This window comes from Mycobacterium sp. E3251 (assembly GCF_001666835.1).
Classification (GTDB): domain Bacteria; phylum Actinomycetota; class Actinomycetes; order Mycobacteriales; family Mycobacteriaceae; genus Mycobacterium.
This window is the reverse complement of record NZ_LZJF01000026.1, coordinates 12,526-36,208: the sequence shown is the minus strand read 5'-3', so window position 1 is coordinate 36,208 and position 23,683 is coordinate 12,526. Positions and strand designations below refer to the sequence as shown.

Below are 23,683 nucleotides of genomic sequence, written 5' to 3'. Positions count from 1 at the left end.
CCTCACCTTCGCCCACCCAAAGCGATTTCAGGGATGTCGACCAGGTGGGTCCCCACGCCAGCTCCATGTCGGCGAAGGTGTCGAACAGCTGCTGCGGACGGGTGCGGTTCAACCGCTCGATCGCCGCCTCGACAGGTTCCGCCGAGTCAACGTCCGGCTCTTCGCCGACATGGAGCTGGCGTGGGGACCCACCTGGTCGACATCCCTGAAATCGCTTTGGGTGGGCGAAGGTGAGGCGCTCGGCGATGTCGTCGTCGGCGACGAACTCGCCGAACATCTGGGCAGTGAGCCCATCCATCCGGTGCTGCTGGACCTCTGCACCGGCGTCGCCTTCCCGGCCTTCCCGGCGCTTCTCGCGGCCACCGAACAGGGCGCGGTTCCGGATCTGTTTCTCCCGCTGCGGTACGGACGGGTGGTGCTGTCGGATCGGATGCCACAGCGGTTCTACTGCCGCGCGAAGTGGCGTACCGGCGGTATCGAAAGCGAAACCCAGGTCTTCGATCTCGATTTCGTGGATCGGAATGGCCGCCACCTGGGCGGAATACGCGCGTTCACCGTCAAACGCGCGCCCCGGGAAGCCTTATTGCGCGGGCTTGGCGGCGACGCTTCCCGGTTGCTGTACACCCTGGGCTGGCATGAGGTGCCGGTGCCCGAGCCGATCAGTGATACCGGACCCGGCGAAAAAGCCCACGGCACATGGCTGGTCGCAGGTTTCGACGAGCTGGCCGCCGAGCTACCGGGTTGTATCCGGTCCGAAGCGGCGATGGGCCAGCAGGGCTGGCAGCAGCTCATCGCACGCGCCCAGGAGAGCGGTGCGTCGATCACCGGCATCGTCTGGCGTGGCGGGGGCCGACCGAACTCGGAGGAGTCAAGCGACGAGTTCGGCGCTCGGCTGGAGACCGACATCGACAACATCCTCGGCGCGATGCGAACTCTGCTGGCCGAAGAGGGAGTGAATCTGCCTGGCGGGCTGTGGATCATCACCGAACGAGCGGTGGCGACCGAACCCGGCGAAAAGGTGGATCCGGTGCAGGCGGCGCTGTGGGGGCTGGGGCGTACCGCCATCGCCGAGCAGCCCACGCTGCGCTGCAGGCTGGCCGACCACGACGGATCGGACACGGCCGCGCACTCGCTCGCACGCCTGCTCCGCGCACCGGACGGATCTGTCCACGAGCCGGAACTCGCACTGCGGCAAGGCAAGTTCCTGGCATCCAGGCTGGTGCCATGGGCACGCAGCGGTCACCTCGCGGTGCCGCGCACAGGCGACTATGTCCTGGCGCCGACTGAACGCGGCGCCATCGACAACCTGCGACTCGCCGAGACGGAAGTGCTGTCGCCGGCCGCGGGCCAGGTGCAAGTTCGGGTGGAGGCCGCCGGCCTCAACTTCCGGGATGTGCTCAATGTGCTGGGCCTCTACCCGGGCGATCCGGGGCTGATCGGCGGCGACTTCGCGGGTATCGTCACCGAGTTGGGTTCCGACGTAACCGGATTCGAGGTCGGCCAGCGCGTCTTTGGCTTCATGCAGGGAGCGTTCGCCAGTCGGATCAATGTTCCCGCTCAATTGCTGGCGCCGGTGCCGTACGGGCTCAGCGCGGTGGCCGCGGCGACCATTCCGGCTGCCGCACTGACGGCCCGGCTCGCGTTCGACTGGGCGCAGCTGAAGCCGGGTGACCGCGTGCTGATTCACGCCGCGAGCGGTGGCGTCGGCCTGGCTGCCATCCAAATGGCGCAGCAGCACGGGGCGACCGTCTTCGCCACCGCCAGCGCCTACAAACGCGCGACCCTGCGCAACCTGGGTGTCGAGTATGTATATGACTCGCGCACAACGGATTTCGCGGAACAGATCCTCGCCGACACCGGCGGTGCCGGCGTCGATGTGGTGCTCAACAGCCTGACCAACGAGGGCTTTGTGGAAGCGACCGTGCGGGCCACCGCCCACAATGGGCGCTTCGCCGAGATCGCCAAGCGGGACATCTGGACCCCGGAGCGAATGGCGGCGGCCCGTCCCGACATCGACTACGAAGTGGTTGCACTGGACGGGACGATTCTGCAAGACCCAGAACGCATCCAGCGATTGCTGACCGAAGTGTCGGACGGGTTGGGCAGCGGCGAGTGGACGCCGCTGTCCGCCGAGATCTACCCGCTGAGCGAGGCCAAGACCGCGTTTCGGCGCATGCAGCAGGCGCGGCACATCGGCAAGATCGTGCTGCAGATGCCGAACCCGCTACAGCCGCAAGGTGATCGGAGCTATCTGATCACCGGGGGCCTCGGAGCCCTCGGCCTGCACACGGCGTCCTACCTCGCCCAACTCGGTGCCGGTGACATCGTGCTGACCGGCCGCCGCGAACCCGACGCGGACACGCAACAGGTGATCGCCAACATCACCGAGCGCTACCGCTGCCGGATCCACACCGTTGCGGCCGACGTCGGCGACGAGTCCCAGGTCGAGGAGTTGCTGGAGCGGATCCGGGCGGAGCTGCCGCCGCTGGCGGGGGTGCTGCACCTGGCGGGCGTCCTCGACGACGCGCTGCTGCCGCAGCAGAGCGTCGAACGCTTCCGGACGACCCTGCTGCCGAAAGCGTTGGGCGCCTGGAATCTGCACCGATTGACCAGGAAAGACGATCTGGACTTCTTCATCCTTTACTCCTCGATATCCAGCGTGCTCGGTTCGCCCGGCCAGGCCAACTACGCAACCGCCAATGCGTTGCTCGACGGGCTCGTTGCCGAACGCAGAGCGCAAGGTTTGCCCGCGACCAGTGTCAACTTCGGTCCCTGGGCGCACGGCGGCATGGCCGCTTCGGAGGCCGCGCGCGCCAACCTCGGTGCGCAAGGCCTGGTTTCGGTGGAACCCACGGCAGCCCTCAATGCGCTCGGTGAAATCGTTGCCCACGGAACGGGGCAGGCGACCGTGATCAAGGCCAACTGGCAGCGTGCCGCGAAGATGCTGCGGGGTTCACGCCCACCGATTCTCGACCACTTGCTGCCGCGCGAGACCGCCACGACGCCCGGCGACAGCGAGCTGCTCAAAAAGCTGCATGAGGTGCCGGAGGCGGAGCGGGTCAGTTTCCTGACCGAATTCCTGCAGCAGGAGGTGCAGCAATTCCTGCGGCTCGCGCAGCCGCCCGCCGCGACCAGCCGCTTCCTCGACCTCGGTACCGATTCGCTGATGGCGGTCGAACTCCGCAACCGGTTGTACGGCCAGTTCGGCGGCGCGTTCACCATCAGCGCCACAGCGGTTTTCGACTACCCGACGATCAGCTCGCTCGCCGAGTACCTGGCCAGCCAGGTGCCGGATCTGGTTCCGGAGTCAGGCGGTAGCGAACCCGTCGGCGCGCCCGGATGATCCCCGCGACGAACCGGTTCGCGTTCTTCGGCCCCCGCGTCAGTCGCTGATATCGAAACCGGCGATCACCTTGGTCGGGCGCACCCGCACCACCAGTTCGCCGGGCGCGGAGTTGCGGCGGCCGAACTCCTCGGCGCGGTCGGCACCCATGTACCTGGCGCCGGTCCGGGTGGCGACGTCGAGTACGTCGGCCGGTTCCTCGCTCACCGTGGCCACGCCCTGCACCTGAACGAACGAATACGGCGGATGGGGATCGTCGACGCAGATCACCACTCGCGGATCACGGCGCAGGGCACGCCCTTTCGACGTTTCGCGGCCGGTGTTGAACGCCAGCTGGTTGCCATCGACCACGAACCACACCGGCGCGACCAGCGGCCGGCCGTCGCCTGCGACGTAACCGAGCATCCCGGTACGGGTGCCGGCTGACAGGAACTCGACGACTCTGTCGGACAGCTCCGTCATGGGCTAGAGGCGGGCGAGGTCGTAGTCGCCGATGTGGTCGATCAGATTGTGCAGGTGGTCGCTTGAGGTTCCCAGGATGTGTTCGATCGCGGTGAGCCGGGCCGCATAGTGGGCGACCGGATATTCGGCGGTCACGCCGATCCCGCCGTGCAGCTGAATCGACTCCTGGGCGATATGCCGACCCGAGCGGCCGATCTGCAGCTTGGCGCGCGAGGCGATCACCGGCTCGAGGTTGCCGTCGGCGATCGACATCGACGCGTACATGCTCATGCTGCGGGCCAGTTCCAGCGAAACGTACATGTCGGCCGCCCGCTGCGTGAGTGCCTGAAACTTGTTGAGTGTGACGCCGAACTGCTTGCGGGTCTTGAGGTAATCGGTGGTCAGCCGCAGCGCTTCCTCCATCACCCCGACCGCTTCGGCGCACAGCGCCGCCTGAATGCGGATGATGGTGCCGAGGATGGCCTGGGACGCGTCGACGGCTTCACCCAAGGGTTCCGCCGGTGTTGCGTCGAAGTCGACCTGCGCGCCGCGTTGTCCGTCGAAGGTCCGGTATGGGTGACGCGTGACCGCGCCCGCGTCGGCCAGGAACAGGCCGGTGCCGCCGTCCGGCAAGGCGGCGCTGACCACCAGCGCGTCGGCGCAGTCGCCGGCGAGCACCGGGTTCTTGCGCCCGCTCAATGTCCACGAATCTCCTTGCCGCACAGCCTTGGTGCCCACGTCCGCGGTCGGCTTACGGTGGCCGGGTTCCAGGTGGGCGAAGGCCAGCAGCCGTTGGCCGGCCGCGACGTCTTCGAGCTGCGCCTTCTGGGCGTCGGTGCCCCGCTCGGCGATCAGCGCGCCGGGCGCAAGCGCGGCGTGCAGGATCGGCTCGGGGGCCAACCGGCGCCCGGCTTCGGCGAGCACGACCATGATCTCGATCTGGCCCGCCTCGTCCGGGTCGAAGCCGAGGCCGAGGATCCCGGTGTCGGCGAGCTGACTCCACACCTCGCGGCTCCAGCCCAGGTCGGAGCCGATCACCTTGTTGCGGCTCTCCGGGTCATAGCTGCGCGACAGCAGCTCGCGGGTCGTGTCGCGCAGCAGGGTCTGCTCGTCGGTCAACTGAAAGTCCATGGCTGCCTCACAATCCCAGAATGGTGGACGCGATGATGTTGCGCTGCACCTCGTTGCTGCCGCCGTAGATCGACGTCTTGCGGTAGTTGAGGTAGTGCGGCGCGCTGTGTTGCGCCCAGTCCGGAGACGCGATGTCTTCGCCGTCGGCCGGCAGGGCATCGGGCCCGGCCACCTCGACGAGCAGCTCGGTGGCGATCTGCTGCAATTGGCTGCCGCGCAGCTTCAGGACCGACGAAGCCGGATTGGGTTGCCCGTTCGCGGAGTCCGTGACCACCCGCGACTGCGTGAGTTCCAATGCCAGCAACTCGTTTTCGGCCTCGGCCAGGCGGGCCGCGAACAGGGGATCCTGCAACACCCCGGTGGCCGCCGCGTGTTTCTTCACCTCGGCGAGGCGCACCTTGGTCCGGCCGACGCCGGCGATGCCGGTGCGCTCGTTGCCCAGCAGGAACTTGGCGTACGTCCAGCCCTTATTCTCTTCTCCCACAAGCTGGTTGGCGGGCACCCGGACGTCTTCGAAAAAGATCTCGTTGACCTCGTGGCCACCGTCGATCGTCTTGATGGGCCGCAGCGTGATGCCCGGGGTCTTCATCTCGAACAGCAGAAACGAGATGCCTGCCTGCCGTTTGGGCGCCTGCGGGTCCGTGCGCACCAGGCAGAAGATCCAGTCCGCGTACTGGCCGAGCGTGGTCCAGGTCTTCTGGCCGTTGACGACGTAGCTGTCGCCGTCCCGCACCGCTGTGGTGCGCAATGACGCCAGGTCCGAACCGGCCTCGGGCTCGGAGAATCCCTGGCACCACCAGATGTCGAGGCTGGCCGTCGGCGGCAGGAAGCGTTGTTTGACCTCCTCCGAACCGAATTCCGCGATCACCGGGCCCACCATCTTGGTGTTGAAGTTCAGCGGCTCCGGGACGCACGCCAGCTGCATCTCGTCGGCCCAGATCTGGTGCTGGGTGGCCGTCCAGTCCTTGCCGCCCCACTCGACCGGCCAGTTCGGTACCGCCAGACCGTGCTCGTGCAGGATCTTGTGGCTGGTCACGATGTCTTCGTGGTTCACCTCCGCCGAACCTCGGCGTACCCGCTCGCGCAGCTCCTCCGGAATCTTGGTGGTGTAGATGGTGCGGAGCTCGTCGCGGAACGCGGCTTCCTCCGGTGTGAGCGCCAGTTGCACGGCGGCCTCCTGTCGTCTGGGGGTGAACGTGGCTACCAGCGTCGGATGGATGCCCGGTTCTGGCGATGCGTTCTTCGGTCCATCTTGACCCATCCCGTATAGCGGTTTGTGCACAGCCTCGGCTTAGTCCACAGTCGCGGTCCCGGTGCCGCCGCTCGGGGGCCGATCTGGCGGTCGGCGCACCTACGGTCGGCGCATGCGAACAGAACTTCCCGCCGAGCGTCTGCAGCGGCGACTCGGTGCCGAACCGGATGCCGAGTCCGACGGCGCCGGGTCGGCGTCGCCCGGGGAGGCGGTGGACGAGGACCAGAATTCACTGCTGCCGCGGTGGCTGCCGGCTGCGGCCCCGGATCGGGGCTGGATGGCCAGGCTGCGCGCCGACCCGGGCCGTGCGGGTGCCGTCGGGTTGGCGATCGTGGCCGCGCTGGCCGTCCTGGTCACGGTGTTCACGCTGCTGCGTGACCGGCCGGCGCCGGTGATGTCGGCGAAATTGCCGCCGGTCGAGAAGGCGTCGACGGCGAGCCCCAAATCGTCGGCGAACCCCAGCGCCGGCCCCGACCGGCCGGTGGTGGTGAGCGTGGTGGGCCTGGTGCATAGCCCCGGACTGGTCACCCTGGCGCCCGGGGCGCGCGTCGCCGACGCGCTGCAGGCCGCGGGCGGCGCGGTCAACGGCGCGGACACCGTCGGGCTGAACATGGCGCGTCCGCTCGGCGACGGCGAGCAGATCGTCGTCGGGCTTCCGCCCATCCCCGGACGGTCGGCGGCGTTGGGAAGCTCGGTGGCCTCCGGTACGACACCGACGTCCAAGCCACCGCCACCACGGACCGGAGCGGGGCCGGGCAAGCAGAAGGCGGGTGAGGTGCTCGACCTCAACACCGCGACCGTGGACGACTTGGACGCCCTGCCCGGCGTCGGGCCGGTCACGGCCGCCGCGATCGTGGCCTGGCGGCAGGCGAACGGCAAATTCACCAGCGTCGACCAGCTCGCCGATGTCGACGGCATCGGGCCCGCGCGATTGGAGAAGTTGCGCGCCCTGGTCCGTGTCTGACCCCCGTGCACGATTCCGACCTCGCCGAACCGGGCGCGGCACGCGTTGACGCGCGCCTGGTGCCGGCCGCGCTCACCTGCTGGGTGGTGACCGCCGCCGGGATCTGGTGGCCGATCGGCCGGGTGATCGCGCAGGCCTGCCTGTTGTTGGTCGCCGCCGCCGGCGCGCTGGTCTGGCGCGCCGCGCGCCGGCGAGGGGAGACGGGGAGGCATCGGGCCGTCAGCGCCGGCCTGGTCGCGGTCGGCGTCACCGGCGCCGGGTTCGGCTTCGCGGCCGCGTTGCGCGCCGAGGCGGTCGATCGCCACCCGATCACCGCGGCGTTCGGGACGGCCGCCCCGGTGACGGTCACCCCAACGGAGAGCCCGGTGTCGTTGGGCCGCGGCCGGCTCATGTTTCGCGCCACGCTGCAGCGTCTGCGCGACGCGCAGATCTCGGGGCGGGTGGTCGTTTTCGCGCGCGCACCGGATTTCGCGTCGGATGGCGACGGGTTGATGGTGGGTCGGCCAATGCGGTTCACCGCCAGGATCAGCCGCCCGACCCGCCGCGACCTCACCGTCGCTGTGCTCAACGCGTCGGGCCGCCCGACTCTGGGCACCGCCGGCGCCGTGCATCGGGCGGCGCACACGGTGCGCGACAGGTTCGAAACCGCGGTTCGCGGTGCGTTGCCCGTCGAGCAGGCGGCGATGCTGCCCGCCCTGGTGCTGGGCGACACCTCGGCGGTTCCCGCCGAGACCGACCGGGACTTTCGCGCGGCCGGGATGACGCACTTGATGGCGGTGTCGGGCGCCAACGTGACCATCGTGTGTGCGGCCGTGCTGTTCACCGCACGCCTGATCGGTCCACGGGCGGCGGTCGTGCTGGCTGCCCTGACACTGATCGCGTTCGTCATCGTCGTGGAACCGACGGCGAGCGTGTTGCGGGCGGCCGTGATGGGCGCCATCGGGCTGGCGGGATTGCTGTCCTCGCGCAGGCGGCAAGCCATTCCGGCGCTTTGCGCCGCGGTGCTGGTCTTGCTGGCGCTGGCCCCCCAGTTGGCCGTCGACGTCGGCTTCGCGCTGTCGGCGGTCGCGACGGCCGCGTTGGTCGTGATCGCGCCGGCCTGGTCGCGCCGCCTGGTGGGGAGAGGCTGCCCCAAGCCGCTGGCCGACGCCCTGGCGATCGCCGCGGCCGCGCATGTCGTGACCGCCCCGCTGGTGGCGGGCATCTCCGGGCGGGTCAGCCTGGTGGCGGTGGGCGCCAACCTCGCGGCGGCGCCGGTCATCGCGCCGATCACCGTGCTCGGCAGCGCGGCCGCCGTGCTCAGCGTGGTGTGGCCGCCCGGCGCGCACGTGTTGGTCCGTTTCACCGGTCCCGAACTGTGGTGGGTGGTGCGGGTGGCGCACTGGTCGGCGGGCGCGCCCAGTGCGACGCTGCCCGTTCCGTCCGGGGTGCCGGGAGTGGTGCTGGTCGCCGGGGTGACCGCGCTGATCGTCGTGGCGGTCACGAGGCTGCGCGGCCGGCGCTGGTTTGGCGCCGCGGTCGGCCTGGGCGCGTTGACGGCCGCCCTCTGCGCGCTGGCTTGGTGGGTGTCGACGGTGATGGATCCCGGGGCGGCGTAGTCGGTCCGTCGTGACACCATCGTGGGGTGACAGAGGTTTCGCCGTTGCACCTGGTCCTGGGAGACGAGGAGCTGCTGGTCGAGCGGGCGGTGGCCGACGTACTGAGGGCGGCGCGCCAGCGGGCCGGGATCGACGACGTTCCGGTCAGCCGAATGCGGGCGGGTGACGTCAGCACCTACGAGCTCGCCGAGCTGCTGAGCCCGTCGCTGTTCGGGGACGAGCGCATCGTCGTGCTGGAGTCCGCAGGCGAAGCGGGCAAGGAGGCGGCCGCGGTGATCGCCTCGGCCGCGGCCGACGTCCCGCTGGGCACGATGCTGGTGGTCGTGCATTCGGGCGGCGGGCGGGCCAAGGCGCTGGCCACCGAGTTGCAGTCACTGGGCGCCGTCTTGCACCCGTGCGCGCGGATCACCAAGGTCAGCGAGCGAATTGACTTCGTCCGCAAGGAGTTTCGTGCGCTGCGCGTCAAGGTCGACGAGGAGACCGTGACCGCCATGCTGGACGCGGTCGGCTCCGACGTGCGGGAGCTGGCGGCCGCGTGCTCGCAGCTGGTCGCCGACACGGGCGGGGTCGTGAATGCCGCCGCGGTCCGCCGCTATCACAGCGGCAAAGCCGAGGTGAAGGGGTTCGACATCGCGGACAAGGCGGTGGCCGGCGACGTCGCGGGGGCGGCCGAAGCGCTGCGGTGGGCGATGATGCGCGGGGAGCCGCTGGTGGTGCTGGCCGACGCGCTGGCCGAAGCGGTCCACACGATCGGGCGGGTCGCTCCGCTGTCAGGCGATCCCTATCGGCTGGCGTCGCAACTGGGGATGCCGCCGTGGCGGGTGCAGAAGGCCCAGAAACAGGCTCGGTATTGGTCGCGCGACGGCGTCGCGGCCGCGATGAAGGTGGTGGCGGCGCTCAACGCGAACGTCAAAGGTGCGGTGGCGGACGCCGACTATGCGCTGGAATCGGCGGTCAGGACGGTGGCCGAGCTGGCCGCGAACCGGAACCGATGAGCGGGCGGGTCAGATTTTGTTGAGCGCGCGCGCCAGGGCCGACTTCTTGTTGGCCGCCTGATTCTTGTGGATCACGCCCTTGCTGGCCGCTTTGTCCAGCTTGCGGGTGGTCGCGGCCAGCAACTCGGAGGCCTTCTCCTTGTCGCCGGCGTGGGCGGCCTCACGGAACGCGCGGACGGCGGTGCGAAGCGACGACTTCACCGACTTGTTGCGCAGTCGGGCGCGCTCGTTGGTGCGATTGCGCTTCTGCTGCGACTTGATGTTGGCCACGCTTCTAGTTCCTTCTCCGCTTCGACGTTTGTTGGGGGCGCCGGATGTCACCACAGCGACTGCCCAGGTTATCAGTCGGTTACGTTTTCTCCCAAAACGGGAACCCGTGGCCTGCCATAACGTCAATTTGAGGCAGCATCTTAAAAGTGAGTCTTCCGAGCCAGCTCGAGGAAACCGGGCGGGGGTTGCGCGCCGCGCGCGCCGAGCGCATTTTCGGCGGCTACAACACGTCCTCCGACATCTATTCGATGGCGTTTGACGAGATGTTCGATGCCCACGGCTCCGTTCGGGGCCCCTATAAGGGCATCTACGCCGAGCTCGCGCCATCGGACGCCTCGGACCTGAAGGCCCGCGCCGAAGCGCTGGGTCGCGCCTTCATCGACCAGGGCATCACCTTCTCGCTGTCGGGTCAGGAGCGGCCTTTTCCGCTCGACCTGGTTCCGCGGGTCATCTCGGCCGCCGAGTGGAGCCGGTTGGAGCGCGGCATCATCCAGCGCGTCAAGGCGCTCGAGATGTATCTCGACGACATCTACGGCGATCAGGAGATCCTGAACGACGACATCATCCCGCGCCGCCTGATCACTTCCTGCGAGCATTTCCACCGCGAGGCGATGGGCATCGTCCCGCCCAACGGCGTCCGCATCCACGTCGCCGGCATCGACCTGATCCGCGACGAGAAGGGCAACTTCCGCGTCCTCGAGGACAACCTGCGCTCGCCCTCCGGGGTGTCGTATGTCATGGAGAACCGTCGGACCATGGCGCGGGTCTTCCCGAATCTGTTCGCCACCCACCGCGTGCGTGCGGTCGACGATTACGCGTCGCACCTGCTGCGCGCGTTGCGCAATTCCGCGGCCACCAACGAGGCCGACCCGACCGTGGTGGTGCTCACTCCCGGGGTCTACAACTCGGCCTACTTCGAGCACTCGCTGCTGGCCCGCCAGATGGGAGTCGAGCTGGTCGAGGGTCGCGACCTGTTCTGCCGCGACAACCAGGTCTACATGCGCACCACGGAGGGGGAGGTGCAGGTCGACGTCATCTACCGGCGCATTGACGACGCCTTCTTGGACCCGCTGCAGTTCCGCGCCGACTCGGTCCTCGGGGTGGCCGGCCTGGTCAACGCCGCCCGCGCCGGCAACGTCGTCGTCTCCAGCGCCATCGGCAACGGTGTGGGCGACGACAAGCTCGTCTACACCTATGTGCCGACGATGATCGAGTACTACCTGGGGGAGAAGCCGCTGCTGGCCAACGTCGAGACGTATCGGTGCTGGCTCGACGACGAACGCGAAGAGGTGCTGGACCGGATCGACGAATTGGTCCTCAAGCCGGTCGAGGGGTCCGGGGGTTACGGCATCGTGTTCGGGCCGGAAGCCTCCGAGAAGGAGTTGGCCACAGTCGCCAAGAAGGTCCGCGACGATCCGCGCAGCTGGATCGCCCAGCCGATGATGGAACTGTCGACCGTGCCGACGCAGATCGGGAACACGCTGGCGCCCCGGTATGTCGACCTGCGGCCGTTCGCGGTCAATGACGGCGACGACGTCTGGGTGTTGCCCGGCGGCCTGACCCGGGTGGCCCTGGTCGAGGGCTCGCGGGTGGTCAACTCGAGCCAGGGCGGTGGCTCGAAGGACACCTGGGTGCTGGCGTCGCGGACCTCGGGCGGTGAACACGAGCTCGGCGCGGCGGAAGTCGTCCGCTCGCTGCCCGAGTCGATGTCCGACCCGGTGCTGGACGGCGCGGAGCGTTTCGCGCAGACCCAGACGCAACCCACGGAATCCCCGCAGGAACAGCAGTTTCAGCGGCAACAACGGCGGGCGAAGCGCTGATGCTGGCCCGTAACGCGGAGGCGCTGTTCTGGATCGGTCGCTATGTCGAACGCGCCGACGACACCGCGCGCATCCTCGACGTAATGCTGCACCAATTGCTCGAGGAGTCCAGCGTCGACCCGGACCAGGCGTCCCGGCTGCTGCTGCGGGTGCTCGGCATCGACCCCCCGCACCACGACCTCGACGTCTGGTCGCTGACCGACCTGGTGGCCTTCAGCACCAACGCTTCGGGGGGAAGTTCGATCGTCGACGCCATCACGGCGGCGCGGGAGAACGCCAAGTCGGCGCGCGAGGTGACGTCCAGCGAGATCTGGGAGTGCCTCAACACCACCTATCACGCCCTGCCCGAACGCGAGCGTGCCGCGAAACGCCTTGGGCCCCATGAGTTCCTGTCCTACATCGAGGGCCGGGCGGCGATGTTCGCCGGCCTGGCCGACTCGACACTGTCCCGCGACGACGGGTACCGCTTCATGGTGCTGGGCCGTGCGATCGAGCGGGTGGACATGACGGTGCGGCTGTTGCTTTCGCGGGTGGGCGACAGCGCTTCGTCCCCGGCGTGGGTGACGCTGTTGCGTTCGGCGGGTGCGCATGACACCTACCTGCGCACCTATCGCGGCGTGCTGGACGCCGGGCGGGTGGTCGAATTCATGTTGCTGGACCGGTTGTTCCCGCGTTCGGTGTTCTATTCCCTGCGGCTCGCCGAACACAACCTCGACGAACTGCTGCACTCCCGGCAGAGCCGGATCGGCGCCACCGGGGAGGCGCAGCGGCTGCTCGGGCAGGCCCGAAGCGAACTCGAATTCGTGCAACCCGGTGTACTGCTGGAGTCCCTGGAGACTCGCCTGGCGGGCCTGCAGCGAACCTGCCACGACGTCGGAGAAGCGTTGTCGGTGCAGTACTTTCACGTCACCCCGTGGGTGGCGTGGTCGGATGCCGGCGATCGCGGCCGGCTGGTCAGCCGCAAAGGGGACGGCTGATGTGGCGGCTGCGGGTGGTGCACACCACCGGGTATGCCTACCAGTCGGCGGTGACCGCGTCCTACAACGAAGCGCGGTTGACCCCGCGGTCGAACACCAGGCAAAACGTCATCCTCAATCGCGTCGAGACAATCCCCGCGACCCGGTCCTATCGCTACATCGACTATTGGGGCACCGCCGTAACGGCATTCGATCTGCACGCGCCGCACACCGACCTAACGGTGACGTCGTCGTCGGTGGTGGAAACCGAGCAGCCGGAACCGCCGGTGACCGACGTCGGCTGGGGTGAGCTCAAGTCCGAGGCGGTGATCGACCGGTTCGACGAGTTGCTTCGCCCCACCGGGCATACCCCGGCGAGCAAAAAGGTTGCGTCCGTGGCCAAGAAGATCGCCAAGTCGCACCAGCCCGCCGAGGCCGTCCCGGCCGCCAGCGAATGGGTGCGCGGCGAACTGGACTATCTCCCGGGAACCACCAGCGTGCACTCGTCGGGGCTGGACGCGTTGAACGCGGGTCGGGGTGTCTGCCAGGACTTCGTGCACTTGTCGCTGATGTTGTTGCGGGCCATGGGGATTCCCGCGTACTACGTGTCGGGCTACCTGCATCCCAAGCGCGACGCCGTGGTCGGGGACACCGTGGACGGGCGCAGCCACGCGTGGATTCAGGCGTGGACGGGCGGCTGGTGGAGTTACGACCCCACCAACGGAACAGAGATCTCCGAGCAATACGTCGGCGTGGGCGCCGGCCGCGACTACACCGACGTCCCTCCCCTGAAAGGCATTTACTCCGGTCAGGGGGCGACCGATCTCGACGTCGTCGTGGAGGTCACCCGGCTGGCTTAGCCGGCGCGGGCATAGCGTTCACGCCATGAACGACACTGCGCCTAACCGCGGTGGTCCCTCGTTGCTGCTGCTGTCCGCGCTGTGTGTCGCGGTGCTCTTCGGCGGGATCGCCGTCGGGATCGCCCTGGGCGGTGTGATGCCGCTGCCGTACGGTCCGGCGGCCGCGGTGGCGGCCTACGTCCGTGCGGAGCCGGTCGCCGTGCGCGTCATCGCCGTGGCGACGTTTGCGTCGTCGATCCCGTTGGCGGCCTACACGGCGACGGTCAGCGTCCGGCTGCGCCGGCTCGGCGCTGCCGGGCCGGGAGCCGCGGTCGCGCTCACGGGAGGCGTCCTGGCCGCTGGCGCGCTGGGGCTGTGCGGCCTGCTGGCCTGGCCGCTGTCGCGGCCCGAAGTCGCCGGGGACGCGACGGTGGTCGACGCGCTGTACCTGCTGGTGTTTCTGGTCGGCGGCCCGGGACACATCGTGGCCCTGGGCCTGATGGTCGCCGGGATCGCGGGACCCGCCCTGAGCCGGGGCTTGCTGCCGAGCCCGGTGGCCTGGGCCGGCCTGGGAATCGCCGCCCTCGCCGAAGCGGCGACGGCGGTATTGGTCTGGCCGGCCCTGGGCGTGATCCTGCCGGTTGCCAGGGTGTCGGCGCTGTGCTGGCTGGTGCTGGCGGCGGCGCTGCTGCCGTTGCGCCGCAACGACATCGCGGATTGACCGTTACGGCGCGTCGATTTCGACGCGATGCAGGTCGTCGCCGAGCTCGATCCGCCCGTCGAACGCCGAAGCCGCCAGGGCCCGCCACTGCTCTTCCTGGCCGGGCACCAGCGCGGGCACGTAATGCGTCATGACGAGCGTGCCCACCCCCGCGCGGGCCGCGGTTGCCGCCGCCTCCTCGACCGACGAGTGGTAGTCGCAGATGTCTTGGAGCCGCTGTTGCGGGATGTTGCCGACGATGTCCTTGCGGATCACGGTGTGCACCAAAGCGCCGGCGCCGGCCGCCAGCCCGTCGAGGCCGGCGCAGGGCACCGTGTCCCCGGCGAGCACCACCGACGCCGTGCCGTAGTCGACGCGGAACCCGATGGTCGGGGCCACCGGTCGGTGATCGGTGGGTGCCACCCGGATCGACACGCCGTCGCGGTCCCACACCGCCCCCTCGGTGCATTCGTGGACTTCGACCGACGGTGGGGCGTTCAGGTCGGCGTGATGAGCGATCCGGTACTCGATGTCGTGGCGGAACGCGTGCAGCGTCGCCTCGACCGTCTCCGCGGTCCCGGGCGGCCCGATGATCGGCAGCGGCGCCGGGTCCGGTGCGAAGGTGCTGATCCAGCGGGTGATCAGGAGGTCGCCGAGGTCCCCGATGTGGTCGCTGTGCAGATGGGTGATCAGCAGCGCCGACAATCCGGCGGCGCCCACGCCGACGGCCGCCGCGCGCTGCAACACCCCACGCCCGCAGTCCACCAGAAACACCTGCCCGCCGGCCCGCACCAGAGTCGACGGGCCGGCCCGGTTCGGGTCGGGGATCGGGCTCCCGGTCCCCAGCAGCGTGATCTCGATCATGGCCCTATCTTGCAAGCCGCGGCCCGCCGCAGTGGCCCATTCGGGGGATCCGACCGGTCGGACGTCCTGGTTTCGAACGGCGACGTCAGGGTATGGACACGGATCGGCTACCGCTTCTCGTCGTGGCTTTTGCGCCGCACGAGTAAGCCGTAGCCTGTTGTGAAGCGGATCACAACCAGCTGGAGGCCTTTGATGCGGATAGCAGACGTCTTGCGGAACAAAGGCGCGGCGGTGGTGACCATCAACCCCGAGGCGACGGTGAAAGAGCTGCTCGCCGGGCTCGCCGAGCAGAACATCGGCGCCATGGTCGTCGTCGGCGACGAGGGCGTCGTAGGCATCGTCTCCGAGCGCGACGTGGTGCGCGAGCTGCACACCCATGGCGCCAGCGTGCTGTCGCGCCCGATCTCGAAGATCATGACCACCACCGTCGCCACCTGCACGAAAGCCGACACCGTCGACTCCCTGAGCGTGCTGATGACCAAGAACCGGGTGCGGCATGTGCCCGTGCTGGACGGCAAGAAGCTGATCGGCATCGTGAGCATCGGCGACGTGGTTAAGACCCGGATGGAAGAGCTCGAGGCCGAACAGCAGCAGCTGCAGTCCTACATCACGCAGGGCTGAATGCCCGGCTTCTCCTCACGCCGTTTCACGGCGTGCATCGTCGCCGAGCGGGGCTGACTGCCCTGCCGCCGAGCGTGCATTCAGGGCGAAAATGCGGCCATTCTGTCGCCGTGGTTACACGTTGGGCGACTAGCTCCAGGAGTAGTCCGCGCGCAGCCGCTCGGCCACCACTTCGAAGATCTCGCGGTCCAGGATCGCGCCCTCGCGGCGAATGCTCTCCTCGGGGACGTCGAGCACCCGGTCCAGCCGAACCCAGCTAGGCCTGCCTTCGTAATCCCAGGCGCCGGAACCGATTCCGATCCAGTCCCGGTCCTCGGCGTGGCGTTCCTGGCTGGACACCATCAACCCCAATAAGACGCGGCGGTCACGACCGACCACGAGCACGGGCCGGTCCTTACCCCGGGTGGGGTCGTCCTCGTAAACCACCCAGGTCCAGACGATCTCGCCGGGATCGGCACGGCCGTCGAGGTCGGGCGCGTAGACCAGCTTGCGCGCGCGCTGCGCGGTCGGGAAGCTCGTGCTGGTCACCGGGCGGCCCGCGGTGACCGCGGGCGGTTGCGGCGCGGCGGCCGCGATGACGTTCGCGGTGATCTTCACGGCGTGCTGCAGTTCGCGCAGCACGGTCTGCGAGTTCTGCACGTGCCGGGCCAGTCGCGGGGCCCGATCGAAGACCAGGTTTTCCGCGAACCGCTGGAACGTCTTCCACTGGGATTTGCGGGCCGACGCCATATTCGCAGCATAGACGCGCATCGCGCGGGTGCGATTGTGTCCAAGTAGGTCTCGGGCACCCCGCCTAGATACCCTGGACATACCAATGGGCCGGTGTTCAGGCGGCCGCAATCGTGTTCAGACCAGGAGATTCCCATCAGCAGTTTCGCCGACAAGACCTTCACCGCGCCGGCGCAGATTAGGAACTTCTGCATCATCGCCCACATCGATCACGGCAAGTCCACGCTGGCGGACCGGATGCTTCAGCTCACCGGCGTCGTCGACGAGCGGATGATGCGGGCCCAGTACCTGGATCGGATGGACATCGAGCGGGAGCGCGGGATCACCATCAAGGCGCAGAACGTCCGGTTGCCGTGGAAAGTCGGGGACCAAGATTACGTCCTGCACCTGATCGACACCCCGGGCCACGTCGACTTCACCTACGAGGTGTCGCGGGCGCTGGAGGCCTGCGAGGGCGCGGTGCTGCTGGTCGACGCGGCCCAGGGCATCGAGGCGCAGACGCTGGCCAACCTGTACCTGGCCCTGGATCGGGACTTGACCATCATCCCGGTGCTCAACAAGATCGACCTGCCCGCGGCCGACCCGGACCGCTACGCGGCAGAGCTCGCACACATCATCGGCTGTGAGCCGGACGACGTGCTGCGGGTGTCCGGCAAAACCGGCGAGGGCGTGGCTCACCTTCTCGACGAGGTGGTCCGGCTGGTGCCGCATCCCCAAGGCGACGCCGACGCACCCACCCGCGCGATGATCTTCGACTCCGTCTACGACATCTACCGCGGCGTGGTGACCTACGTCCGGGTGATGGACGGCAAGATCGTCCCGCGGGAGCGCATCTTGATGATGTCCACCGGCGCCACCCACGAGTTGCTCGAAGTGGGCATCGTCTCGCCCGAACCCAAGCCCAGCGAGGGCCTGGGCGTGGGCGAGGTGGGCTACCTGATCACCGGTGTGAAGGACGTCCGCCAGTCCAAGGTCGGTGACACGGTGACGACGGCCCGGCACGGCGCCACCGAGGCCCTCACCGGGTATCGCGAGCCCAAGCCGATGGTGTACTCGGGCCTGTACCCGGTGGACGGCTCCGATTACCCGGATCTGCGCGACGCCCTGGACAAGCTGCAGCTCAACGACGCGGCCCTGACCTACGAGCCGGAAACGTCGGTGGCGCTCGGCTTCGGGTTCCGGTGCGGCTTTCTGGGCCTGCTGCACATGGAGATCACCCGCGAACGTCTGGAGCGCGAGTTCAACCTGGATCTGATCTCTACGTCGCCCAACGTCGTCTACCGGGTCATCAAAGAGGACGACAGCGAGATCGTGGTGACCAACCCGTCGGACTGGCCGGAAGGCAAGGTGCGCACGGTGTATGAGCCCGTCGTGAAGACCACCATCATCGCGCCCAGCGAGTTCATCGGCACCATCATGGAGCTGTGCCAGTCGCGCCGCGGCGAGTTGGGCGGCATGGACTACCTGTCACCCGAGCGGGTGGAGCTGCGCTACACGATGCCGCTCGGCGAGATCATCTTCGACTTCTTCGACTCGCTGAAGTCGCGCACCCGCGGCTACGCCAGCCTCGACTACGAGGAGGCCGGCGAGCAGGAGGCCCAACTGGTCAAGGTCGACATCCTGCTGCAGGGCGAGGCCGTCGACGCGTTCTCTGCGATCGTGCACAAGGATGGGGCTTCGGCGTACGGCAACAAGATGACCACCAAGCTGAAAGAGCTCATTCCGCGCCAGCAGTTCGAGGTGCCGGTGCAGGCGGCAATCGGATCGAAAATCATTGCGCGCGAGAATATCCGGGCGATCCGCAAGGACGTGCTATCCAAGTGCTACGGCGGAGACATCACCCGCAAACGCAAACTGCTGGAAAAGCAGAAGGAAGGCAAGAAGCGGATGAAGACCATCGGACGGGTCGATGTGCCGCAGGAGGCCTTCGTCGCGGCCCTGTCCACGGACGCCGCCGGCGACAAGGGCAAGAAGTAGCCGTGCCGATGCGAGCGGTTGTCATGGTGGGTATCGGTCTGCTGAGCACGGGATGCGTCACGACCGTCAACGGCACACCCGTGCGCGCCGGTCATCTCGGCGCCGCCGCCCTGCCGCTCGAGCAAGTCCTGCCGGACGACGCGGAGGTCAGCGCAGCCGTCGGGAACGAGCTGCCGCCGCACAGCCCGGCGCAGGTGGGTGGTATTGACCTGCTGCCCAACGGGATCCGTGACAGCGGTGGCGCCGCACCGATCCAATGCCTCGGGGTCGTCGCGCCGGCGATGCGCATCGTCTACGAACCTGGCCACGTGCATGCGGCCGCGACGCAGAACTACTGGAATTACGACTCCGGCGTGGCCGTGTCCAGCGCAACGGCGGCGGCGATCAAGCTGGCATCCACGGCCGACGCGCAACGGCTCTTCGCTTCGTTTGTCGAGCAATGGCAACGCTGCGACGGCACCACGGTAACCATGTACACCCACGACTCGAGCGACACCGAGTTGTACTCGAAGGTGACCGACACCCGCGTCGACGGGCCGGTACTGTCGGCGACCGTTGTCGCGTGGGACAACCATCACGCTCCGCCGTGCCCGCTCGAGCGAGCCGTGGGCGTCAAGGGCGATGTCATCGCCGACGTCAAAGTAGCCGACGGTCCGCGTGTGCAGGCCGGCCGCAGGGCGGTCGATCTCGTCGAGGTGATGTTGCGAAAAGTCTCGAGCAGCAACTGATGAGAACCGCCCGAATCGTCCTCTCCTGCCTAGCCGCCGTGGCGCTCGCCACCGGCTGCACCGTCGACGGCACCGCGCGGCCAGCGCCGAATCTGAAGCCCCACCCGGTCACCGGGCAACCGGTCAAGCAGGTGCTCCTCGACGACGCCGAGCTGTCGAAGCTGCTTGGCCAGTCCTTCGGAAGCAAAAACGACCTCCCGGCGCGCTTCGGCGGTCCCGAGGTGCTGCCGCCGGCCTTCGGTGCGGTCTCGCCCGCCAATTGCGTGGGTGTCGCGTCGATGATGGTGAAGGACGTATATCGATCCGGCGACGTCAAGAATGCGGCGCGGGAGACGTGGTGGAACCAGCGCGGGCCGGCGAAGATCATCAGCGTCGCCGAGGGTGTGGTCGCCCTCTCCAGCGCCGCCGGGGCCGCCACGTTGTTCCAACAGTTTGCACAGCAGTGGCGCGACTGCGACGGCACCACCGTGACCATCGGACGCCCGAGCATCATCACCGACCGCCCCGCGATCGTCTTCGCGGACACCATTTCCGAGGTCCGGCTCTCAGAATCGGTTCTGGCCGCGACCATTTCGATCGATACCCAATTGCCGGGCCTGCCGTCGAGCGGACCCAGGCCCGAGGCGCGCGCCATCGGCGTACGGGGGAACTGCCTCGTCGAAGTCGAAGTGGCATTTTTCAATTCGACGCGCTCGTCGGACGAGGGGTCGGGCGACGTGAACCGCAGCGCCATCGACATCGCGCACGCGATGATGGACAAGGTCAGCGGGCTGAGCTGACCGGCAGCTGCCACCAACCTGGGACTTGTCTGGGGTTGAGCTGTGCTCACGCGTGGCCGACGGGTTCGCCGTGCCCTCAAGCCTAAACTCGGGCGAAGTGGGAGGTAGCCGAGAAGCGCATGGAAAGTATTTGCGGCAGTGGGGTATCCCGGCGACGACGTCGGTGCGCCGCAGCGCTTTCGGTCGTTCTGATCTCGGCCACGGCCTGCTCCACCACGGTCGGTGGCGCGGCGCGGCCACCGGCGAACCGCACGTCGCGATTCCTCGACGGGCAGACCCTCGAGCGGGTGCTTCTCGGCAAGAGCGCGCTATCCCGCGTTGTCAGGGAGCCGGTGGAGCTCGACCCCCGCTCCCCGCCGCTTGTCGGGGGCGCCGAGATGTTGGGCGGTGAGCCATCACAGGGGGGCGAGGGCTGCCTCGGGGTCGCGGTGATGATGCAGGCGGGCGCTTATCGGTCCGCCAACGTGCGAGCCGTCGCGCTCACAACATGGCGGCCCGCCGCGTCCGGCGCGGCGGTGACCAGGGTGCAAGAGGCGGCCCTCAGCATGCCCACGGCCGCCGACGCCTACGCCGTGTTCGCGACGTTCGCCAGGCAGTGGCGCGAATGCGATGGGAAGACGGTCCCCCTTTCGGGCGGAAGCCTGCCGCTGGAAGTGAAGATTTCCCACGTGCAAAGCGCCGTTTCCGTTGTTGCGGCTACCATTTCGACGCAATGGAACACACCGCCGTCGTTCTCGCCCCCATCCCTCCCCGCCGAGCGGGCCGTTGGGGTGCGGGACAATTGCCTCATCGAAGTTGAGGTTGACTTCGTCGACTCATCGGGCGCATCGCAGGAAGCGCCGCGTGACACGAACGCCAGGGCCCTCGACATCGCGCAAGTCATGCGAGACAAAGTGAGCGCGCTGGGCTGAGGCCGGTGTGCTACATCGGCGCGTTGGCGGGCTGGAACATCCCGGAGCCGTCGGCCTCCTCCTCGGCGCGGATCACGTGCACCACCGCGTTGATCAGCGCCAGGTGGGTGAACGCTTGCGGGAAGTTGCCCAGGTGCCGGCCCGTCCGGGGCTCGATCTCCTCGGCGTAGAGGTGCAACGGGCTGGCGTAGGACAGCAGCCGCTCACACAACCGCTTGGCGCGCGCCACCTCGCCGATCTCCACCAGCGCCGAGACCAACCAGAACGAGCAGATCGTGAACGTGCCTTCCTCGCCCGACAGCCCGTCGTCGGTCTCCTCCACCCGATAGCGCAGCACCAGGCCTTCCTGGGTGAGTTCGTCGGCGATGGCCAGCACGGTGTTGCGCACCCTGGGGTCGTCCGGGGGCAGAAAGCGGGTGAGCACCACGAGCAGCAGCGAGGCGTCGAGCGCGTCGGTGCCGTAGCGCTGGGTGAACACCCCGCGGGAGTCCACCCCGTGTTGCAGGATGTCGTCCTTGATCTCCTCGGCGATGGCCCGCCACTGCTGCGCATAGCTCTTCTCGCCCTGCCGCTCGGCCAGCTTGGCCCCGCGGTCGAGCGCCACCCAGCACATCACCTTCGACGAGGTGAAGTGCTGCGGTTCCCCGCGGACCTCCCAGATGCCCCGGTCGGGCTCCCGCCAGTGCTTGATGGCCTCTTCCACCTGCTTCTTGAGCACCGGCCACAAGCTCTCCGGGATCTGCTCACGAGACTTGCAGTGCAGGTAGAACGAATCGAGGATGGAGCCCCAGATGTCGTGCTGGACCTGGTCGTAGGCCCCGTTGCCGATGCGCACCGGTCGGGCGTGGTCATAACCGGACAAGTGGTGCAGCTCTTCTTCCACCAGGCTGCGTTCGCCGCCCACGCCGTACATCACCTGCAGCGGGTGCCGCTCGTTGCTGTTGGCGCCCGAGACGTCGGCGATGAACGCGAAGAAGTCGTCGGCTTCCCGATCCAGCCCGAGCGTGTAAAGCCCCCACAACGCGAACGTGGAGTCGCGCACCCAGGCGTAGCGGTAGTCCCAGTTGCGTTCGCCCTGCGGCGTTTCCGGCAGCGAGGTGGTGGCGGCCGCCAGCAGCGCCCCGGTGGGCGAGTACGTCAGCCCCTTCAGCGTGAGCGCGCTGCGCTGCAGGTAGGCGCGCCACGGGTGGTCGGGGAAGTTGCCGATGTTGATCCATTGCCGCCAGCACTCGGTGGTCTGCCACATCTTGTCGGCGGCCTCTTCGTAGGTTTGCGGCGCCGGGTGCTTGGTCCAGCTCAGGGCGACGAATACGTCGTCACCCTCCTTCATGCGGGTGCGGGCGCGGGCTTCGCGGCCCTCCAGCCCGATCCGCAGGTTGGTGGTGAGCCGCAGGGTCGGGTGGGCGTCGGGCTGCTTGGTGGCCCGCGCGATCGCCTCGCCGTATGCGTTGGCCGAGTATTCCCAGGTGGAGCCCACGCGGTGATAGTCGAACGCGGGTTCGCAGCTCATCATCAGCTCGACGGTGCCGCTGACGCAGCGCACCGTTCGCAGCAGGATGTGCTCGGCGTCCCAGTCCATCGGCGTGCGGCGGTGGGTCCTGGACCGGCGCTCGATGTCGTGCCAGGGCCCCATCACCAGCGCGTCGCGCACGATCAGCCACCCGGTGTGGGTCTGCCACGTGGTCTCCATGATCAGGCTGCCGGGCAGGTAGCGCCGCGCCGAGGGCACCGAGACGCCGTAGGGGCCGAGCCGGAAGTGGCCGGCGCTGCGGTCCAGGATGGCGCCGAAGACGCTGGGCGAGTCCGGGCGCGGCACGCACATCCATTCGACCGAGCCGGCCGGCGAGATCAGGCAGGTCGTCTCCCAGTCGGACAAGAACGCGTAGTCCGCGATCGGCGGGAACGGGTTCCGCAGTGCCCCGCTCGAGGCCAGCGGAGCCGGCGCGCTGAAGTCGATGGGCGAAGGTAAGGCCGCCGTGTCCGCTTGAAATGCCTCCTCGGGCATGGCGTCGGCGGGCTGGTCGTCGGGCTGGGCGTGCAGGACCATCCCGACATCATCATCTGTTGACCGGCCCGGCGTCCATTCTTTCGCCGACGTGGCGCAACTTCGGATGACCCGCGGCGCCGAGCCAACCGCTCCGGAAGCCCGCCGATCGCGACGCGGCAGGCGAGCACTCGCCGCAGCGCCGGGGCCCGCTTTTCAATCACCGTGACGTCTACCCGGGCGCGGGCCGGCACCGTGCCCGCCGGGCCGCCGCCGACGGGGCGGACACGCGCACGTTGGTTTTCGGCTGCAGGGCCGAATAGGGTGAGCTTCGTGACCGCATTCCTGAATTGGTGGGACGGCAACGAGCTGTGGCTTTCCGGGCTCGCTTTCGTACTCCAGGCCATGGTGGTGATGCCGGTTGTGCTGGTAGTGGCCGCGGTGACGGCGGGACTGCTCGACGGCCTGCTCGGCAAAAGCATCACCCTGATGCGCCGCGCCCGCCGCGCCGGTGAGGCGCCAGGGTAGCGCCCATGCCCCGGTCACACGTGACGTTGATTCTGGTCTCGCTCGTGGTGCTGGTGATCGTCGCGTGGTGGCTAACGCATTGAGTGTGCGACTTCGCGCCGCGCGCCGGCATGGCGACGCGAGCGGTGGCGGGCCTGCCGATTCCTGTTAGGCTTCCCGCCATGCACGTGACATCCGGTGTCGTGGAACGCCATGTCTTCGTGCACTGTTGTCGCTGACCGCCAATCCCGTGTGCGGTCTGGTATGGGGTTCG

General features: G+C 68.4%; 20 protein-coding genes and 1 pseudogene. 14 read left to right on the top strand and 7 right to left on the bottom strand.

Annotation, left to right across the window (positions count from 1 at the left end):
* Positions 1 to 124: 124 nt before the first annotated feature.
* A pseudogene (locus A5697_RS03820) lies at positions 125 to 3,343 on the top strand (SDR family NAD(P)-dependent oxidoreductase); the annotation flags it as partial.
* Positions 3,344 to 3,382: 39 nt separating this feature from the next.
* Here A5697_RS03820 and A5697_RS03815 read toward each other — a convergent pair.
* Genes A5697_RS03815 through A5697_RS03805 form a run of 3 tightly spaced genes read right to left on the bottom strand, consistent with a single transcriptional unit; the run spans position 3,383 to position 6,083 of the window.
* Positions 3,383 to 3,805 carry a PPOX class F420-dependent oxidoreductase gene (locus A5697_RS03815; protein WP_067942928.1) on the bottom strand — a complete coding sequence of 141 codons (423 nt, stop codon included), beginning with the start codon at positions 3,803 to 3,805 and terminating at the stop codon, positions 3,383 to 3,385.
* A 3-nt stretch (positions 3,806 to 3,808) separates the two neighbouring features.
* A complete protein-coding gene (locus A5697_RS03810) occupies positions 3,809 to 4,915 on the bottom strand; it encodes an acyl-CoA dehydrogenase family protein (RefSeq protein ID WP_068008119.1) in 1,107 nt (368 codons plus the stop codon).
* A 7-nt stretch (positions 4,916 to 4,922) separates the two neighbouring features.
* Positions 4,923 to 6,083, bottom strand: a complete 1,161-nt coding sequence (locus A5697_RS03805; protein WP_068008128.1) for an acyl-CoA dehydrogenase family protein — start codon at positions 6,081 to 6,083, stop codon at positions 4,923 to 4,925.
* Between the two features lie 196 nt (positions 6,084 to 6,279).
* Between A5697_RS03805 and A5697_RS03800 the strand changes: the two genes are divergently transcribed.
* The 3 genes from A5697_RS03800 to holA are packed head-to-tail and all read left to right on the top strand — an operon-like array spanning position 6,280 to position 9,724.
* Positions 6,280 to 7,131, top strand: a complete 852-nt coding sequence (locus tag A5697_RS03800; RefSeq protein ID WP_068008116.1) for a ComEA family DNA-binding protein — start codon at positions 6,280 to 6,282, stop codon at positions 7,129 to 7,131.
* 5 nt (positions 7,132 to 7,136) lie between these two features.
* Entirely contained in the window at positions 7,137 to 8,729 is a 1,593-nt protein-coding gene (locus tag A5697_RS03795) for a ComEC/Rec2 family competence protein (RefSeq protein ID WP_068008113.1), read from the top strand.
* Between the two features lie 26 nt (positions 8,730 to 8,755).
* Positions 8,756 to 9,724: a DNA polymerase III subunit delta gene (gene holA, locus A5697_RS03790; protein ID WP_068008112.1), complete on the top strand. Its 969-nt coding sequence runs from the start codon at positions 8,756 to 8,758 to the stop codon at positions 9,722 to 9,724.
* A gap of 9 nt (positions 9,725 to 9,733) precedes the next feature.
* Here holA and rpsT read toward each other — a convergent pair whose 3' ends face one another.
* Positions 9,734 to 9,994 carry a 30S ribosomal protein S20 gene (rpsT, locus tag A5697_RS03785; RefSeq protein ID WP_066952793.1) on the bottom strand — a complete coding sequence of 87 codons (261 nt, stop codon included), beginning with the start codon at positions 9,992 to 9,994 and terminating at the stop codon, positions 9,734 to 9,736.
* A gap of 137 nt (positions 9,995 to 10,131) precedes the next feature.
* Here rpsT and A5697_RS03780 point away from each other — a divergent pair, with 137 nt between their 5' ends.
* The 4 genes from A5697_RS03780 to A5697_RS03765 are packed head-to-tail and all read left to right on the top strand — an operon-like array spanning position 10,132 to position 14,330.
* Positions 10,132 to 11,814 (top strand): circularly permuted type 2 ATP-grasp protein, encoded by a 1,683-nt coding sequence (locus tag A5697_RS03780; protein ID WP_068008109.1) that lies wholly within the window; start codon positions 10,132 to 10,134, stop codon positions 11,812 to 11,814.
* Positions 11,814 to 12,791: an alpha-E domain-containing protein gene (locus tag A5697_RS03775; protein ID WP_067942917.1), complete on the top strand. Its 978-nt coding sequence runs from the start codon at positions 11,814 to 11,816 to the stop codon at positions 12,789 to 12,791. Before A5697_RS03780 ends, A5697_RS03775 begins: the two co-directional genes overlap by 1 nt.
* Positions 12,791 to 13,630: a transglutaminase family protein gene (locus A5697_RS03770; RefSeq protein WP_067942915.1), complete on the top strand. Its 840-nt coding sequence runs from the start codon at positions 12,791 to 12,793 to the stop codon at positions 13,628 to 13,630. The genes A5697_RS03775 and A5697_RS03770 overlap by 1 nt, the downstream gene beginning before the upstream one ends.
* Before the next feature lie 25 nt (positions 13,631 to 13,655).
* Positions 13,656 to 14,330, top strand: coding sequence for a hypothetical protein (locus A5697_RS03765; protein ID WP_231971970.1), 675 nt, complete (start codon positions 13,656 to 13,658; stop codon positions 14,328 to 14,330).
* Between the two features lie 3 nt (positions 14,331 to 14,333).
* On the opposite strand, the gene A5697_RS03760 is transcribed toward A5697_RS03765, so the two are convergent.
* A complete protein-coding gene (locus tag A5697_RS03760) occupies positions 14,334 to 15,173 on the bottom strand; it encodes a ribonuclease Z (RefSeq protein WP_067942913.1) in 840 nt (279 codons plus the stop codon).
* Positions 15,174 to 15,365: 192 nt separating this feature from the next.
* On the opposite strand from A5697_RS03760, the gene A5697_RS03755 reads away from it, so the two are divergent.
* Positions 15,366 to 15,794, top strand: a complete 429-nt coding sequence (locus A5697_RS03755) for a CBS domain-containing protein (protein ID WP_066952803.1) — start codon at positions 15,366 to 15,368, stop codon at positions 15,792 to 15,794.
* A 129-nt stretch (positions 15,795 to 15,923) separates the two neighbouring features.
* Here A5697_RS03755 and A5697_RS03750 read toward each other — a convergent pair whose 3' ends face one another.
* The gene (locus tag A5697_RS03750) at positions 15,924 to 16,523 is read right to left on the bottom strand and encodes a type II toxin-antitoxin system PemK/MazF family toxin (protein ID WP_068008106.1); all 600 of its coding nucleotides are present in this window, start codon (positions 16,521 to 16,523) and stop codon (positions 15,924 to 15,926) included.
* A 93-nt stretch (positions 16,524 to 16,616) separates the two neighbouring features.
* Here A5697_RS03750 and lepA point away from each other — a divergent pair, with 93 nt between their 5' ends.
* The 4 genes from lepA to A5697_RS03730 all read left to right on the top strand — a co-directional run bounded on the left by lepA (position 16,617) and on the right by A5697_RS03730 (position 20,918).
* On the top strand, positions 16,617 to 18,500 hold the full coding sequence (gene lepA / locus A5697_RS03745) for a translation elongation factor 4 (RefSeq protein ID WP_067942910.1): 1,884 nt from the start codon (positions 16,617 to 16,619) through the stop codon (positions 18,498 to 18,500).
* A gap of 8 nt (positions 18,501 to 18,508) precedes the next feature.
* Positions 18,509 to 19,228 carry a sensor domain-containing protein gene (locus A5697_RS03740; RefSeq protein ID WP_068008126.1) on the top strand — a complete coding sequence of 240 codons (720 nt, stop codon included), beginning with the start codon at positions 18,509 to 18,511 and terminating at the stop codon, positions 19,226 to 19,228.
* A gap of 38 nt (positions 19,229 to 19,266) precedes the next feature.
* Entirely contained in the window at positions 19,267 to 20,007 is a 741-nt protein-coding gene (locus A5697_RS03735; RefSeq protein WP_231971969.1) for a sensor domain-containing protein, read from the top strand.
* Between the two features lie 119 nt (positions 20,008 to 20,126).
* Entirely contained in the window at positions 20,127 to 20,918 is a 792-nt protein-coding gene (locus A5697_RS03730; protein WP_068008099.1) for a sensor domain-containing protein, read from the top strand.
* A gap of 10 nt (positions 20,919 to 20,928) precedes the next feature.
* Here A5697_RS03730 and A5697_RS03725 read toward each other — a convergent pair whose 3' ends face one another.
* Positions 20,929 to 22,965, bottom strand: coding sequence for a glycoside hydrolase family 15 protein (locus tag A5697_RS03725; RefSeq protein ID WP_067942905.1), 2,037 nt, complete (start codon positions 22,963 to 22,965; stop codon positions 20,929 to 20,931).
* A gap of 270 nt (positions 22,966 to 23,235) precedes the next feature.
* On the opposite strand from A5697_RS03725, the gene A5697_RS03720 reads away from it, so the two are divergent.
* Entirely contained in the window at positions 23,236 to 23,430 is a 195-nt protein-coding gene (locus A5697_RS03720) for a hypothetical protein (protein WP_068008122.1), read from the top strand.
* The last annotated feature ends 253 nt before the right edge of the window (positions 23,431 to 23,683 follow it).

Coding starts and splice junctions, on each gene's coding strand:
- A5697_RS03730 (WP_068008099.1), top strand. CDS start 20,127: ATGGAAAGTATTTGCGGCAGTGGGGTATCCCGGCGACGACGTCGGTGC.
- A5697_RS03770 (WP_067942915.1), top strand. CDS start 12,791: ATGTGGCGGCTGCGGGTGGTGCACACCACCGGGTATGCCTACCAGTCG.
- A5697_RS03765 (WP_231971970.1), top strand. CDS start 13,656: ATGAACGACACTGCGCCTAACCGCGGTGGTCCCTCGTTGCTGCTGCTG.
- A5697_RS03755 (WP_066952803.1), top strand. CDS start 15,366: ATGCGGATAGCAGACGTCTTGCGGAACAAAGGCGCGGCGGTGGTGACC.
- A5697_RS03740 (WP_068008126.1), top strand. CDS start 18,509: ATGCGAGCGGTTGTCATGGTGGGTATCGGTCTGCTGAGCACGGGATGC.
- A5697_RS03815 (WP_067942928.1), bottom strand. CDS start 3,805: ATGACGGAGCTGTCCGACAGAGTCGTCGAGTTCCTGTCAGCCGGCACC.
- A5697_RS03800 (WP_068008116.1), top strand. CDS start 6,280: ATGCGAACAGAACTTCCCGCCGAGCGTCTGCAGCGGCGACTCGGTGCC.
- A5697_RS03750 (WP_068008106.1), bottom strand. CDS start 16,523: ATGGCGTCGGCCCGCAAATCCCAGTGGAAGACGTTCCAGCGGTTCGCG.
- A5697_RS03810 (WP_068008119.1), bottom strand. CDS start 4,915: ATGGACTTTCAGTTGACCGACGAGCAGACCCTGCTGCGCGACACGACC.
- A5697_RS03775 (WP_067942917.1), top strand. CDS start 11,814: ATGCTGGCCCGTAACGCGGAGGCGCTGTTCTGGATCGGTCGCTATGTC.
- A5697_RS03760 (WP_067942913.1), bottom strand. CDS start 15,173: ATGATCGAGATCACGCTGCTGGGGACCGGGAGCCCGATCCCCGACCCG.
- A5697_RS03725 (WP_067942905.1), bottom strand. CDS start 22,965: ATGGTCCTGCACGCCCAGCCCGACGACCAGCCCGCCGACGCCATGCCC.